This is a genomic window from Endozoicomonas sp. Z74 (genome assembly GCF_057680865.1).
This window is the reverse complement of record NZ_JBLYZI010000012.1, coordinates 18,687-31,930: the sequence shown is the minus strand read 5'-3', so window position 1 is coordinate 31,930 and position 13,244 is coordinate 18,687. Positions and strand designations below refer to the sequence as shown.

The following is a 13,244-nucleotide window of genomic DNA, read 5'->3' as shown; positions in this document are numbered from 1 at the left end:
AGCGCCCGGCTCCTGAACCGGGTTATTCAAACTCAACAATCTTGTCCACGGAAATGGCATACAGTGCTTCAGAGTACTGGGACTTGTTTTTCTCAACAGTGAGGGTACCGGTCACCCAATAAGGGGTATAAGCGGCTTCTGTCACCTTGAGCCCTTTGTCGTATTTTATGTAGACGATCTGGTTTGGCGGAGGCGGTGGAACATGGACGCAGGCTCCCATGGTGGGTACCAGCAGCAGCTCCGTAGCCATCTGTTTTGCATCCATGTTCAGGGGCACAAGATAGCCTGGCATTTTTGCATAGGTTTTGTTCAGCTCGGCAATAGACTGTTTCCCCAGTTTATCCAGATACTTTATCACCTCCATCTGGTCCATTTTGCCTGCCTGATAGCGCTCAACCACTTGTGGGTCCGGCGGTGGCATCAGGTCTTCCCACTTGATCTCCTTGGCTTTCAGGTCTGGAACTGTCTTGGCCAGAGGCTTGGGTTTGATGGGGGCAGCAGTGCTTTCCTGGGGGAAAGTAAGGGCTGTCCAGACCAGGATGGCCAGGAATCCGGACAGTCGGTGCCATTTTTTCCTTGGTGTCATTCTCATGATTCCATGTGCTGTTTCATTTTACAGGGCAGTCATTCTATAACCTGACGGTCAGTCCGTCCGCCAGTGAGTTTCTATAGGCTCTCCAGGCCGGGATTGCGCCAAGGCCTGTGGCGCAGAGAGAGATCACTGCAATGATGATCAATTCATAGCTGCCTGGCCAGTCAATATTGAGGTGGAGTCCCAGGGTGTTTTGAATGACAGGCTGGATCACCAGCATCAGGCCATAAAGAAGGGCTACCCCAGCTAATGAGCCTGCTATGGCGTACAACAGTGATTCAAAGATCATCAGCTGGAAAATATGGCCTGGGCGGGCACCTACTGACCGGAGAATGGCCATCTCCCGTCGTCTTTCGTTGAGAGAGGTCAGTATGGTGGTGAGCATTCCAATCAGTCCAGCCACTACCACCATGACGGATATGGCCAGCAGGGCTTTTTCTGCAGAGCCCACCAGTTGCCAGAGTTCCTGTAAGGCGACCCCGGGCAGAATGGCCGTCATTGCCTCTACCCGGAATTCATTCACCTTGCGCTGGTAACCAAAGGCCGCCATGCGGGAATTCAGGCCAACAAAGTAAGCGGTGATGCTTTTCGGCTGAAGTTCCATTTGCGACACTTTTTCAGCGGAGATTGACAGTCCTGGAATGGGTGGGGCGCCATTCAGCCAGTCAATATGCAGGGCCTCAATGCCTTCCAGGGAGATCAGTATGGCCCGGTCAAGGGGGGTTCCGGTGGGAGCAAGAATCCCGGAAACACGAAACGGCTTGTCGTCATGCTGAAGCAGGCTTTTTCTTTCAACTCCATGGCTCAGGGTCATGGCATCGCCCAGGTGATAATTGAGCCTGGCGGCTACTTCTGAGCCAAGTACGGCATCAAATAATCCTTTGAAGGCCTTCCCTTTCTGAACCTGCAGGGGCTGCCCGGCACCATAGCGGAAGTGCTTGAACAGATCGTGGCTGGTTCCAACTACCCGGTAGCCCCGGTGGGAGTCTCCAAGGGCAATGGGAATAGCCCATTTGACGGCAGGATCGCTGGTCAGTTCACTGTAAGTTTCCCATGAGAGGTTATTGGTGGCGTTGCCAATATGGAACACTGAATAGAGCAGCAGATTCATGGGGCTGCTGCGGGCGCCAACAATCAGATCGGTACCGGAGATGGTGCTGGTAAAACTGTTCCTGGCTTCAACCCGGATGCGCTCAACACCCAGAAGCAGGGCTACACTGACAGCGATGGACAAAATGGTCAGCAGGGCGGTGGCTTTTCGGTTTTTCAGGCTTTTCAGGGCCAGATGGATGACGGTCATACTATAGCGCTCCGGCGGTATCTGGCTTCAGGGACGAAGGAGTGGAAGGTCTGTGTCGTTTTTCTCCAGTTGAGGCTCTATTGATTTCATCCAGGACGATTGTCCGGTCAAACAGAGGTTCCAGGGCCGGGTCATGGCTGACAAATATAAGTGTGCTTCCTGCAGCTTTGCATTCATTAAACAGTAGTCGGATAAATGCCTCCCGGGTATCCGTATCCAGTGCGGAAGTGGGTTCGTCTGCAATCACCAGTTCGGGCTTACCGATCATGGCTCGAGCTGCAGCCACCCTCTGTTGCTGGCCAATACTCAGTTCAGTGACCGGGCGGAGTAGTTGTTCCTGATCATTCATGCCCAGGTCGTGTAGCAGCCTCAGAGCTTCGTTGTGCAGACTCCGGCCTGATGCTTTCACCCGGCTTTGACGCAGAGGGGAGAAGCCAACGGGCAGGGCAACGTTGTCTGTCACGGAAAGGTAAGGGATCAGATTGAACATCTGAAAGATGAAGCCGATGTGTTGTGCACGAAAGCGATCCCGGCCAGTGGGCGTCAACTGACATATATCCTGGTTTAATACTTTCACTGTTCCCCGTTGGGGTAGCAGTACACCGCCCAGCAGACCCAGAAGGGTGGTTTTTCCAGATCCGGAAGGTCCCCGGATAAAGACTTTTTCCCCCTGATGAATGCTGACCAGTGGAATGTCCAGGACGGTTTTTTCCGGTGCCCAGCTGAACTGGATATTCTCCAGTAGAATGGCAGGGTCAGATTGAAGAGGCCGTGGCCGGTTATCGCTGTTGATCATGTCAGAGCTGGACCTCAGGTTCCTTGCGGGTCATTACCGCAGACCTCTGGCCCAGATCGGTCAGTCCCTGGAGCTTAAGGGTTTCGCTGTGTTCAAACTGCTCAAACAGCCGGGTTCCAAACCGCTTCAGGTCTTTCGGATTTTTACACTGGAAGGTGTACGTTGCGTGAAGATCCAGGTGGCCAGAGCCCTGGTCGTGGTGGCTGCTTTCGTGATCATGATCGTGGTGGTCATGGTCATGGTGGTCGGCATCATCATGATGGTCTGAGTGTTCATCGTGTTGTTGCGCATGTTTATCCGTTGAAGCGTGAGCCTTGCTTAATTGACAACCTGCCGCTGAAGGGAGAACCCACAGATTATCGGATTCCAGTTTCTTCAAGGCTGACTGCAGGGCCTTTTTCTGCGCGGGTGTGTTGATGGACTCAAAACCAAGGGCATCATGGGCCGGTATAGTCAGTTCAAGAAAAAGCTGCTTGCCTTCCTGGGCCAGATTGAGTTGTCCCACCCCGTGCACGTGGGCGTCATGGTGGCGATGCTCTTCTTCATGAGCCATTGCTGGCCAGGCCAGTATCATTGAAGTGGTAAAAGCGACACAAGTCGTTATTTTGGACAGCGTTTGCATTCAATTTCCTTAAGCGTTGTTGCGGTGAAAAACACTTTGCTTCCCTGTTTTTCATCGAGGGGGGCGCAAAATGTTTTTCTTTCACTGTGGGCATTCGTCCCTGATTCATGCAGGGAAGACTTCCTGGCTTCAACTTACCCTGAAGTTCACGAAGCCTGTTGTTTCATCAGGCCAATGAATGCGGAGGGGCACGGATGAAAAAGTGATTGATCAGGTCTTTCTCTGGGGAGGGGGGGAGAATCAGCGGGGTTGAAACTGTTGCTGGAGTGTCTGATTCCGGTAGTTCTGGTTGGGGCTGGCAAATGACCAGTAGCTGGCATGCCGTGCAGTCGTAGCTGCCCGGATGAGAGTGGTGGTGATCTTCTTTGTGGTGAAAATCAGCTGCACTTTGTCGGTGGTGATAGTGAGCAGAAGCAATAACGGTTGAGCTGAAATAGACCAGCAGGCCTAGGCACAGGAAAATGGGCCAGGTGCGCGCAGATCGTAAACAGGTCAGCAGTTTGCTCAGCATCAGTGCAGGAACGTTATCATCAGTACTGACGTATAGTACGAACCTGTTTGAAGCAGATCAATACAAGAAGTGTCTGGTTCTTGAAAAGTGTTGGTGGGTCTTCAGGGGTACTGACTTCCTTTTGACAGAGAGTCTCCGGCCTCTTTCCAGCCTTTAATTCCCCCTTTGAAATGCTGAATATTGGTGTATCCCCTTGCGGCGGCATAGTCTGCAGCCTTGTGCCAGGCGGTGCACTGGGGGCCTCCGCAGTAAACAACAATGGGATAGCTTGAAAGGACAGGCAGCTGCTGGCTGAGCCGTTCAGGGTTGTTAATGGACTTGGCCATGGGGAGATGGCCGTTCTGGTAGGTGGTGGGGCTGTTGGCGTCTATCAGAAATACCTGTCCGGCATCCATTGCTTGACGCAGCATGGGGTACTTTATTTCAGGATAACGGTACTCATAGGCCAGGTTCTGGTCCTGCTGGCTGTTCTGAAGAGCGGTGCTGCCTGGGAGCTCTCCTGCCTCCAGAGGGGAAAGAACGGCCATGGCCAGAGCTATCAGCAATGACAGGGTATGTGGGCGCACAGAAAAACTCCGGATGCAATTTGAACGGCCATGGAAGTGCCTGCTTCAGATTCAGTGTTTCAGCTGAGGAGCGCTTCCTGCCCATGGATTTCAAAGCCATGAGCAGTATAGGCGTTTTTACGTCTTTTGAGAGATTCTTTATTCACCGTGTTTGTTTCATAAGCCCATCTGTTTGGAGTGCTGTTCTTCTGCTTTTTTCAACGAGTTCAGGTAAGGGGTGGCAAGGCGTTGCTTTGCCAGGCTCTCTGCCAGTGTTTTTCCCTGGGGATCAATGGCACTGGGGTTCAGGCCCGCTGCCACAAAAAACGTCATGAATCGATCAAAGTCGTCGGGCCTTAAATAGCGATAGGCCCGGGTAAGTATGTGATGGTCCCTGTTGGTGCCAGCAGGAGGTTCCAGCTCAAGGAAGCCTTTCAGGCGCTCGTCTGAGAGCTCCTCACCGATGACTTTTTGTTTGTCTTTTTTCATGGTGCTGTCTGTTCTGGTCTGTCTGAATGATGGGCTATTCTACCGGTCTGCTAAGGAGGGTCCCATAGCTCGAATAGTCTAATTTGTCCTGAGAATCTAAGGTTAAGGAATAAGTATCGGAATGGGGTTTCCTGTTAGCAGGTATTGTTGCGGCAGGTAACGGTTTGTCAGTCGGTCAGGCAGTGCAGGACCAACTGGCTATACTCACAGACTCCCAATAAGGATGTTTTAATCTATCAATGGCCCGATCCTCCAGGTCAATCAACAGGTGATTCATGTCAGACAGCTCTGCCGGAAACCTGGAACGTTCACGATCCCTATCGCCCAGTGAGCATTCATCGGTAATGCGATGGAGCCCAAAAGATACCGGCTGGATGCTGAATCTTTTTGGAACAGCGATTGGAGCCGGTGTGTTATACCTGCCAATCAGTGCCGGAGCGGGTGGCATATGGCCTCTGATGGCACTTGCTGTATTTGCGGGTCCAATGGTATGGCTGGCTCATCGTAACCTGGTACGTTTCTGTCTCTCTGCCACTGATCCTGATGCCAATATTACCGGTACGGTGCGTGAGCATTTCGGTGAAACCGCAGGCAGACTGCTGACCCTGGCGTATTTTCTGTCCATTTATCCCATTTTGCTCCTGTACGGCATCGGTATCACCAATGTCGTTAACAGCTTTGTAGAGAATCAGATGCATATGACCCCGATTTCACGGGGCTGGCTGAGCCTGCTGCTGGTGGCTGCAATGATGGCGGCCATGCATGCAGGAGAGGCCTGGATGCTCAGAGCAGTAAAACTGCTGGTGTATCCTCTGGTGATTATTCTCTGTGGAATCTCCCTCTATCTGGTTCCTCAATGGAGTAGCTCAGCATTCAGCCAGCCGGTGGAGTTCAAAGGTTTTTTTCTAGCTCTGTTTATTACCACGCCCCTGCTGGTTTTTTCGTTTAACCATTCACCTGCCTGTTCTGCTTTTGCCCGGTCGTATCGCCTGCAGTTGGGTGGCAGTGAGCTCTGCCAGCAGAAAACAGGGCAGATTCTCAAGCGCAACACACTTCTATTATTGGTGGTTATCCTGTTATTTGTGTTTTCCTGTGTGCTTAGCCTGACCCCTGCGGAGCTTGCTCAGGCCCGGGAAGATAACCTGCCTGTGTTGTCAGTTCTGGCTTCTCGCTCAGGGAATCCGGTGTTTGCGGTGGTTGCTCCGGCCATTGCTTTTCTGGCTATTGCCAGCTCATTTTTTGGGGTGTATCTGGGGGCTCTGGAAGGATTGCAGGGGTTGTTTACCCTTTACTGGCTGAAGCGGAATAAGGGGGTCCACCTGAATAATCACGCAGTAAAGAGAGGAACGGTGCTCTTTGTGTTATTAACCTGCTGGGGGGCCGCCTATGCGGACTGGAGTGTGATTGGAATGGTGGAGATGCTGGTGGTTCCGGTGCTGGCCACCATTCTCTATTTGATGCCGGTTTATGCGCTCTATCGCGTTGAACGCCTGAAGCCTTGCCGAAATCGGATTCTGGATATTTTTACGGCGTTGGTTGGGCTGGTGGCTATCAGTGGTTTTCTGGTCAGTAAAATCAATGGAATGTGACAGTATTTTGACAAGCGTTCTGTTTTATCCTGAAAAGAGTTTATCTGGTCTGGTTGAGTGATCGACCTCGGTTGAAACAGGCTTTTCAGTTATTTGGGTAAGGGGAAGGCTGGCTACAATATAGAAAGTTTACCGGTATTGAGTCTGAGGGAATAGACATGGCATCAGGGATGGATGGTTTAAGTAGCGGCTCATCAATTAGCAGTTTCGATCAGTCAACCCAGAGTCTGGACTCTTCAGGTGATTCAGGAAGCCTGCTTGGTCTCAGTGTCTCTTCATTAGATCTTCCTGGTACGCCGGGGTTGAAGAAAAGCGATACCGCCGAAATGGAGACTCAGACAGAGCCTCCAGCCAAAAAACTGGCCATGAGAACCGTCGAAAAAGCAGACAAAGGTCTGGTTGCTTCTATTAAACAAAAGGCGGGTCAGATTAAATCGAAGGCTAAGCATTTTGGTAGAGTGGCTATCAAGGCCTTAGTCCATAAGTTGTATGTTATTAAGCGGGCTCTTTTCAAGGAGAATTTTCAACCTGTTTCAGATGCAGCTTTAAGCAAAATGACAGAGAAAGGGAGAGATACAATAGATCCAATGGTTAAAGAATTTAATCAAGGCGTTACAGATCTGAATGCTATGAAAGAGAGGATGGTTGCTCTGGCTGATAAAATGGAGGCTTTTGCTGAAGAGTATTCAGATGAGTTGGCAGTGATGGACGATAGCTCGATCGTGTTAAAAGAATCCGGGCCGGTCAGACTCTCTGTTCCAGGTCAATCGGATAGAGTTGAGATATTGGGTCCCATGCCTGGTAATAAGGGTGATAGAGAGCAGGCTGTGAAAGATTTTCAAGAGATGTTTGATGCCAATGGTGATTTTCAGGATTACAAGGCGGCACAAAAAGAAATGGCTGATATAAAGGATAAGCGTAACGCCCTTAAGTCTGACTTGGAAGCTAAAAGAGATGAGATGTTAGGGGTGTTTAAGGAAGATCTTAAGGGGCGGATGGATTCTAAGCGAGAGTCAAGTCTGTCGGATATTGATAGTTCAAAGACTACAAGACGGGATAATATGCAAAAGGGGGTTGATTCTCTTAAGGAGGATAAGGAGAATGGCTTATCAGACAGTCAGTTTGAAGTTGATACCTCAAGAGCTATCCTGGCATCGCTTAATGATCTGGAATCTTCTCTTAAGTCGAGTATATCGGACAATGAAACTTCAATTAAGAACCTGGAGAGTGAGTTAAAGACACTAAGGCGGTCAAGAAAAAATGTTCCAGACGAGTATGCTAAACCTTTGGATGCTGGGATTCAAAAAGCAGAGCAGAAGCTTGAGGCTCAAAAACGGGAGCTTGAGCAAAATCGTTCGAGCCTGGCAGATATTCCAAGGCAAAGGCGTGAGGCGCACAGTCAATTGCATACTGACAAAGTTGGGCAGGAGAAGGCTGAGGCCGATTTTAAAGGAAAAATAAAGAAGCAGGAGAAAGAGCTTTCTGAACTGGATAAGAAGGTTGGTGGAGAAAAGAAAGAGAAGGAAAAGGCAATTGATAAAGAGTTTAAGAGTGAATTGTCTGCTTTTAGAGATGCAATAGGTGATAGTTATTTTTAAACATTTCGTAATGTTTAAAACTGATCTTTAACCTGATTCACCTACTAAAAAGGCTTCCCTATGGGGAAGCCTTTTTAGTAAATCAACTATAGCTTAATGCCCTTTCAGGGCATAAATACCATTGGCATTGCGCCAGTAACCCTGATAGTCCAGGCCATAGCCAAAGATATAGCGGTCTTCAATCTCCAGCCCGGTGAAGTTGGCCCTGAGGCCCGGGCGGGCTTTGCGGTCGTGCTTTTTGTCAATCAGGACTGCAGTCTGTACATCCGCTGCGCCTTCTTCCCGGCAGAAATCCACAATGGCATCCAGGGTATGACCTTCATCAAGAATGTCATCAATCACCAGTATCGTGCGGCCTTTGATGGACTGGGTTGGGCGCACTTTCCATTCCAGGCGACCACCGGTTAACTGGTCACGGTAACGGGTGGCGTGAACATAAGAGGCTTCAAGGGGAAATTGCATGTGGGTCAGCAGTTTTCCCGTAATGACCAGTCCACCATTCATCACGCAGAAGACCAGGGGGTTGCTGTCGGCGAGTGTTTTGCTAATCGCCTGCCCCATGGTGGCAATGGCATCTTCGATCTGCTGCTCGTTGTAGAGGCAGTCTGCTTCATCCATTACTTGCCGGATATGGTCGAGATCAACAGACATTTTATGAAACCCTGAAAAAATGAGTCGACCGGTGAAGCCGGCCACAGTCCACAGCGTTAAAAAAGGGTTGTCTGTTGTAAAGGATCAGACAGCACCGCAATGATTTTAACGCCCAACAAAAAAGGATAAAAAATACAGAGGTTGTGAGCTTCGGGCAAGTGAAATGTACACGGTGAAAATGGTTAAAAAAACCTATGGGCAGGGGGTAGTGGCTGTGGGAGAATGAGAAGGTTTAGGTTGAGCGCTCTGGGGGCCGCTTTCATGGAAAGCGGGCTTTTCCCGGATCCAATTCGGCAATATAGCATGTTCATGCTGAAACTGTTGGTGAAAGTTTTTGAACATCCTTTCGGTTGAACGGGACCCTTAGTTGCGCTTGAGGCTCCAGTAAATCCGTAATCCTTTAATTTGAGGTCAGGCATGAGTGTACAGGAAATCAAGCACCCGCTGGTACAGCACAAGCTGGGAATTATGCGGTCGCATGATATCAGCACCAAGGGGTTTCGTACCCTGGCAAGTGAAGTAGGAAGCCTGCTGACGTATGAAGCCACCAAAGACCTGGCGTTGGAAGATACGGTTATTGATGGCTGGAATGGCAAAGTCACTGTCCAGCAGATCAAGGGCAAGAAAATTACCATTGTCCCCATCCTTCGTGCCGGAATCGGTATGATGGACGGTGTCCTGGATATGATTCCCAGTGCCAAGGTCAGTGTGGTCGGTTTATACCGGGATGAGGAGACGCTGGAGCCGGTTCCTTATTTTGAAAAGCTGGTCAGTAATATTGAAGAGCGGATTGCCTTGATACTGGATCCGATGCTGGCTACTGGCGGCTCCATGCTGGCGACGATCGATATGTTGAAAAAAGCAGGGTGCCGGGAAATCCGTTGCCTGGTACTGGTGGCTGCCCCTGAAGGCATTGACAAAATTCTTCAGGCCCACCCGGATGTCAAAATTTTCACCGCCTCTGTGGATGAAGGCCTGAACGAAAAAGGGTACATTATTCCTGGGCTGGGGGATGCCGGCGACAAGATTTTCGGAACCCAATAATCAGAATATTCCAGGGATAAGAGATAACCATGACGACAGATTTTACCGGGGCGCCGGGGCACATGCCTGCCTGGCGCCAGGCTTTGATGGGTGGCCAGATGCTGTTTGTGGCATTTGGTGCTTTGGTTCTGGTACCGATTCTGACCGGGCTGGACCCTAATGTGGCGTTTTTTACTGCGGGTGTTGGTACCCTGATTTTTCAGCTGGTGACCCGGCGACAGGTGCCTGTGTTCCTGGCTTCGTCATTCGCTTTTATTGCGCCCATCACCTTCAGTATTGAGTCATGGGGTATCCCTGCGACTATGGGGGGATTGATGGCGGCAGGGCTGCTTTATGCAGTATTGAGCCTGCTGGTTCGTCTCCGGGGTTCAGGTATTCTATACCGGTTGTTCCCGCCAGTGGTGGTGGGGCCTGTAATCATGGTGATTGGCCTGGGGCTGGCTCCGGTTGCCGTTGGTATGGCCACATCCCCGGTTGAAGGAGTGATTTCTGCCGACCAGGCCATTTTGCTGGCAGCTCTGTCTCTGATAACCACATTGCTGGTGGCGACCATGGCCGGGGGACTGCTCAAATTGATTCCTATCATTTCCGGTATCGTGGTGGGTTATGTGGCGGCGCTGGTGATGGGGGTTGTGGACTTTCAACCGATGATGGATCGCCCGTGGTTTGCGGTTCCCGGCTTCACCGCCCCCGCCTTTAACTGGAATGCTGTGCTTTATATGATTCCTGTGGCCATCGCTCCGGCCATAGAGCATATAGGTGACATGCTGGCCATCAGCTCTGTTACCGGGAAGAAATACCTGGATAAGCCGGGACTGAAAAACACCCTGCTGGGCGATGGACTCGCTACTACTGCCGCTGGCATGCTGGGGGGACCTCCCAACACCACTTATTCGGAAGTGACGGGGGCGGTGATGCTGACCAAGGCTTATAACCCGGTCATCATGACCTGGGCGGCGGTCATTGCCATCGGTGTTGCCTTTATCGGCAAGATTGGGGGCTTTCTAGCGACCATTCCGATTCCGGTGATGGGGGGGATTATGATGCTGCTGTTTGGCTCTATTGCGGTGGTGGGCCTGAATACCCTGATCAAGGCCCAGGTAGATCTCGGCAAGCCCAGGAACCTGGTGATCGTTTCCATTGTTCTGGTCTTTGGAATTGGCAATTTGGGGCTGAGTGTTGGTGAGTTTACCCTGAAAGGGGTCAGCCTTTGCGCCATCACTGCGGTACTGCTGAACCTGCTGCTTCCTCATCAGAGCAAAGAAGACCGTTATCAGTCTACGTCTGTAGAAAATGAAATGGGCTGATTGATACGGGTCTGACCATTATCTCCTGCTGATATATCATACCTCCCTGAAGCCTGGATTTGTCAGGCTCAGGAAGGTCTGATATTGATCCGGCCCATGGCATAGTCGTTTTCCAGTAGCCCGGACTCTGCTTCATGAATATCGTAATTGATTTCAATGTAACGGGTTAACCCACTGAGCTCCATCAGGGCGGCAATGGGTCGGGACACATTGCACAGTGACAGTATATATCGCCCTGCCAGTTCCAGTTGGCTGCTTAACAGCACTTTCAATCCATCACTGCTGACGCTTTTCAGCAAGGTGCAGTCGATGATCAGGTGACGATTGCCTTCACGGGTAGCCGTTCTGATTGCACTTTGAAGCAGTGGTGCGCTCAGGGCGTTCACGGTGCCGTCTATTTCCAGCAATGTGTAGTTGAAATGATTCTCAAGGTTGATGGTTATTGCCATTTGACCACTCCCTTTTACTTCCCCGGTTTTATTTTCTGCCCTGTAAACAGGTTTCCTGTATGGGCATTTGATGGGGCAATGATATGGAAAGAGAAAAAGGAGTTGCATAACGCAGTGGTTAGCAGTGCTTACCAGTGGCTGTCAGCATTACTGACCACTTTGTTATGGGATTAAAGTGGTAGGGCTTTTAGGATAACTCCAGTTGTCACGGAAGGCAGGGAAATGGGTATGTATAAGCGGATAAAAACCGGCGTTCAGATTGCCGTTACTCTGGCCAGTTTTCTGGGCTGTAATGATGCAAATCTGAGAGCAGAAGCAGTGTTAGCTGCCCGCTATCGAAGCCGTCTCTTAAATGAGGGTATTCATTCCTGCCAATTGGCTTCTGATGAGCTGATCAGTAATCAGTGAATATTGTCCGTTAGACTGACAGGGTTGTTATGTGAAGCATGATACTTTCGTCGTAGAGTTTATAAGGAATTAGCCACAATTAAAACAAGAGGAATAATTATGTTTGGTCATCCTGGTATTGGTCCTGATATACCCGTTGAATTAATAAGCCGGTTTTGTGATCTGGCTGATCGAGCCAGAGAATCGATAGATTGGTTCGGCCATAAAGTAAAAGTGGCAGCGGATTCAAGTTTTAAGTGGTTGTTGAGCGATATGCAGAAACACTGTCCTGAACAGTTTAAGGGGCTCCAGGAGGCAGCGATCACTGCTTATGATGGCCTTTCGATTTTGAATTCAATGGGTTCAGGAAATGATTCACAGATGAGCATTGATTCCAGGGTGGATGTTTCTTCCGCCGAGAGTAGCTCTGGTCAGGAAAACTCAAATGGTTCGGTAAGTGATAAGCTTGACTCTGGATTAGATGTTTCTTCCGTCGAGAGCAGCCTTAGTGAGAAAAGCCAAAATGATCCGGTAGGTGATGAGACTGACTCCGGGGTAGATGTTTCTTCCATCAAGAGCAGTCTTAGTCAGGAAAGCTTAAATGATTTGGACGATGAAGATAACGGCTCAGAAACCAGCGTTTCTTCAGTCAAAATCAGTATGAGTCACGAAGGCTCAGACAGCCTGAAAAGTGGCCAAACTCCAGTACTGAGTGAAAGTTACTTGCCTCCAGTATGTTCACCTCCTGTTAAGTGTAAGCAAAGCTCCTGGGACAAATTTCTGGCCAGGCAGAATGAGGTTAAACAAAAACAGATCCTTCATAAGGCAAATTATATCACCCGCTCTGAAGCTGAGAAGCAATGGGAAAACGGATTTCGTAAAACGCCATCCAGCACGGTCAAGCAGGGGCCTTTAACAAAAAAACAGAATGAACGTGCCGAGCAATTTCAGTCCAGGCAAAATGCTATGCAACAAAAGAAGTGCAGTCATAATGCGAATTATACCATCCGGTCTGAAGCTGAGCGGCAATGGAAAAAAGGGTTTCGTGAAAAGACACCATGTACTCCCAAACAAGGAAAGTTAACGAAAGAGCAGAGTGAATTTGTTCAACAATTATCTGGAAAAACGGGTCAGAAGCCAACCAATGAGTTTCTGTCCCATCATGATCACTACAACCGATGGAAAAATAGCCTTGGAGGTGACCGGGCGAAGTCAAAATAGGTTTTACTCCCCCGTTAGGCCTGATTTCAGGCCTTTTTTTATGTACAGGGATGTACGGTATCCTGAAAATGCACGACCACATGGATGTGGGAGCTAGAGTAACGCAAGGAGCAGTTACCGTGGAGCAATTTTCAGGGTATGCC

Annotated in this window: 15 protein-coding genes; 6 read left to right on the top strand and 9 right to left on the bottom strand. The window is 49.9% G+C overall.

Translation table 11 applies throughout. The features are described 5' to 3' along the window. Positions 1-22: 22 nt before the first annotated feature. The 7 genes from ACNRUY_RS05425 to ACNRUY_RS05395 all read right to left on the bottom strand — a co-directional run bounded on the left by ACNRUY_RS05425 (position 23) and on the right by ACNRUY_RS05395 (position 4,855). A complete protein-coding gene (locus tag ACNRUY_RS05425) occupies positions 23-586 on the bottom strand; it encodes a DUF3299 domain-containing protein (protein WP_488110626.1) in 564 nt (187 codons plus the stop codon). 43 nt (positions 587-629) lie between these two features. Further along, positions 630-1,892 (bottom strand): ABC transporter permease, encoded by a 1,263-nt coding sequence (locus tag ACNRUY_RS05420; RefSeq protein ID WP_488110625.1) that lies wholly within the window; start codon positions 1,890-1,892, stop codon positions 630-632. Between the two features lies 1 nt (position 1,893). Next, the gene (locus tag ACNRUY_RS05415; RefSeq protein WP_488110624.1) at positions 1,894-2,688 is read right to left on the bottom strand and encodes an ABC transporter ATP-binding protein; all 795 of its coding nucleotides are present in this window, start codon (positions 2,686-2,688) and stop codon (positions 1,894-1,896) included. Between the two features lies 1 nt (position 2,689). Next, positions 2,690-3,310, bottom strand: a complete 621-nt coding sequence (locus tag ACNRUY_RS05410) for a ZrgA family zinc uptake protein (RefSeq protein WP_488110623.1) — start codon at positions 3,308-3,310, stop codon at positions 2,690-2,692. 240 nt (positions 3,311-3,550) lie between these two features. Next, entirely contained in the window at positions 3,551-3,727 is a 177-nt protein-coding gene (locus tag ACNRUY_RS05405; protein ID WP_488110622.1) for a hypothetical protein, read from the bottom strand. Positions 3,728-3,922: 195 nt separating this feature from the next. Next, a complete protein-coding gene (locus ACNRUY_RS05400) occupies positions 3,923-4,387 on the bottom strand; it encodes a rhodanese-like domain-containing protein (protein ID WP_488110621.1) in 465 nt (154 codons plus the stop codon). A gap of 156 nt (positions 4,388-4,543) precedes the next feature. Further along, on the bottom strand, positions 4,544-4,855 hold the full coding sequence (locus ACNRUY_RS05395) for a PA4642 family protein (RefSeq protein WP_488110620.1): 312 nt from the start codon (positions 4,853-4,855) through the stop codon (positions 4,544-4,546). A gap of 275 nt (positions 4,856-5,130) precedes the next feature. On the opposite strand from ACNRUY_RS05395, the gene ACNRUY_RS05390 reads away from it, so the two are divergent. Together ACNRUY_RS05390 and ACNRUY_RS05385 are read left to right on the top strand one after the other, a co-directional pair. Beyond that, on the top strand, positions 5,131-6,444 hold the full coding sequence (locus ACNRUY_RS05390; RefSeq protein WP_488110619.1) for an amino acid permease: 1,314 nt from the start codon (positions 5,131-5,133) through the stop codon (positions 6,442-6,444). Positions 6,445-6,602: 158 nt separating this feature from the next. Beyond that, positions 6,603-8,042 carry a hypothetical protein gene (locus ACNRUY_RS05385; RefSeq protein WP_488110618.1) on the top strand — a complete coding sequence of 480 codons (1,440 nt, stop codon included), beginning with the start codon at positions 6,603-6,605 and terminating at the stop codon, positions 8,040-8,042. Between the two features lie 93 nt (positions 8,043-8,135). Here the strand turns inward: ACNRUY_RS05385 and ACNRUY_RS05380 are convergent, their stop codons facing one another. After that, the gene (locus ACNRUY_RS05380) at positions 8,136-8,693 is read right to left on the bottom strand and encodes a hypoxanthine-guanine phosphoribosyltransferase (protein ID WP_488110617.1); all 558 of its coding nucleotides are present in this window, start codon (positions 8,691-8,693) and stop codon (positions 8,136-8,138) included. Between the two features lie 417 nt (positions 8,694-9,110). Here ACNRUY_RS05380 and upp point away from each other — a divergent pair, with 417 nt between their 5' ends. Together upp and ACNRUY_RS05370 are read left to right on the top strand one after the other, a co-directional pair. Beyond that, the gene (gene upp, locus ACNRUY_RS05375; protein WP_488110616.1) at positions 9,111-9,737 is read left to right on the top strand and encodes a uracil phosphoribosyltransferase; all 627 of its coding nucleotides are present in this window, start codon (positions 9,111-9,113) and stop codon (positions 9,735-9,737) included. 29 nt (positions 9,738-9,766) lie between these two features. Further along, positions 9,767-11,044, top strand: a complete 1,278-nt coding sequence (locus ACNRUY_RS05370; protein ID WP_488110615.1) for a uracil-xanthine permease family protein — start codon at positions 9,767-9,769, stop codon at positions 11,042-11,044. 68 nt (positions 11,045-11,112) lie between these two features. Here ACNRUY_RS05370 and ACNRUY_RS05365 read toward each other — a convergent pair whose 3' ends face one another. Further along, positions 11,113-11,493, bottom strand: a complete 381-nt coding sequence (locus ACNRUY_RS05365; RefSeq protein WP_488110614.1) for an STAS domain-containing protein — start codon at positions 11,491-11,493, stop codon at positions 11,113-11,115. 228 nt (positions 11,494-11,721) lie between these two features. Here ACNRUY_RS05365 and ACNRUY_RS05360 point away from each other — a divergent pair, with 228 nt between their 5' ends. Together ACNRUY_RS05360 and ACNRUY_RS05355 are read left to right on the top strand one after the other, a co-directional pair. After that, on the top strand, positions 11,722-11,901 hold the full coding sequence (locus ACNRUY_RS05360; RefSeq protein WP_488110613.1) for a hypothetical protein: 180 nt from the start codon (positions 11,722-11,724) through the stop codon (positions 11,899-11,901). A gap of 99 nt (positions 11,902-12,000) precedes the next feature. Then, a complete protein-coding gene (locus ACNRUY_RS05355; protein WP_488110612.1) occupies positions 12,001-13,101 on the top strand; it encodes a hypothetical protein in 1,101 nt (366 codons plus the stop codon). The last annotated feature ends 143 nt before the right edge of the window (positions 13,102-13,244 follow it).

Bases quoted from the DNA above. Each gene is read 5' to 3' on its own strand.
- ACNRUY_RS05380 (WP_488110617.1), bottom strand. From the start codon at position 8,693: ATGTCTGTTGATCTCGACCATATCCGGCAAGTAATGGATGAAGCAGAC.
- ACNRUY_RS05395 (WP_488110620.1), bottom strand. From the start codon at position 4,855: ATGAAAAAAGACAAACAAAAAGTCATCGGTGAGGAGCTCTCAGACGAG.
- upp (WP_488110616.1), top strand. From the start codon at position 9,111: ATGAGTGTACAGGAAATCAAGCACCCGCTGGTACAGCACAAGCTGGGA.
- ACNRUY_RS05415 (WP_488110624.1), bottom strand. From the start codon at position 2,688: ATGATCAACAGCGATAACCGGCCACGGCCTCTTCAATCTGACCCTGCC.
- ACNRUY_RS05425 (WP_488110626.1), bottom strand. From the start codon at position 586: ATGACACCAAGGAAAAAATGGCACCGACTGTCCGGATTCCTGGCCATC.
- ACNRUY_RS05355 (WP_488110612.1), top strand. From the start codon at position 12,001: ATGTTTGGTCATCCTGGTATTGGTCCTGATATACCCGTTGAATTAATA.
- ACNRUY_RS05420 (WP_488110625.1), bottom strand. From the start codon at position 1,892: ATGACCGTCATCCATCTGGCCCTGAAAAGCCTGAAAAACCGAAAAGCC.
- ACNRUY_RS05410 (WP_488110623.1), bottom strand. From the start codon at position 3,310: ATGCAAACGCTGTCCAAAATAACGACTTGTGTCGCTTTTACCACTTCA.
- ACNRUY_RS05385 (WP_488110618.1), top strand. From the start codon at position 6,603: ATGGCATCAGGGATGGATGGTTTAAGTAGCGGCTCATCAATTAGCAGT.
- ACNRUY_RS05360 (WP_488110613.1), top strand. From the start codon at position 11,722: ATGTATAAGCGGATAAAAACCGGCGTTCAGATTGCCGTTACTCTGGCC.
- ACNRUY_RS05365 (WP_488110614.1), bottom strand. From the start codon at position 11,493: ATGGCAATAACCATCAACCTTGAGAATCATTTCAACTACACATTGCTG.
- ACNRUY_RS05370 (WP_488110615.1), top strand. From the start codon at position 9,767: ATGACGACAGATTTTACCGGGGCGCCGGGGCACATGCCTGCCTGGCGC.
- ACNRUY_RS05390 (WP_488110619.1), top strand. From the start codon at position 5,131: ATGTCAGACAGCTCTGCCGGAAACCTGGAACGTTCACGATCCCTATCG.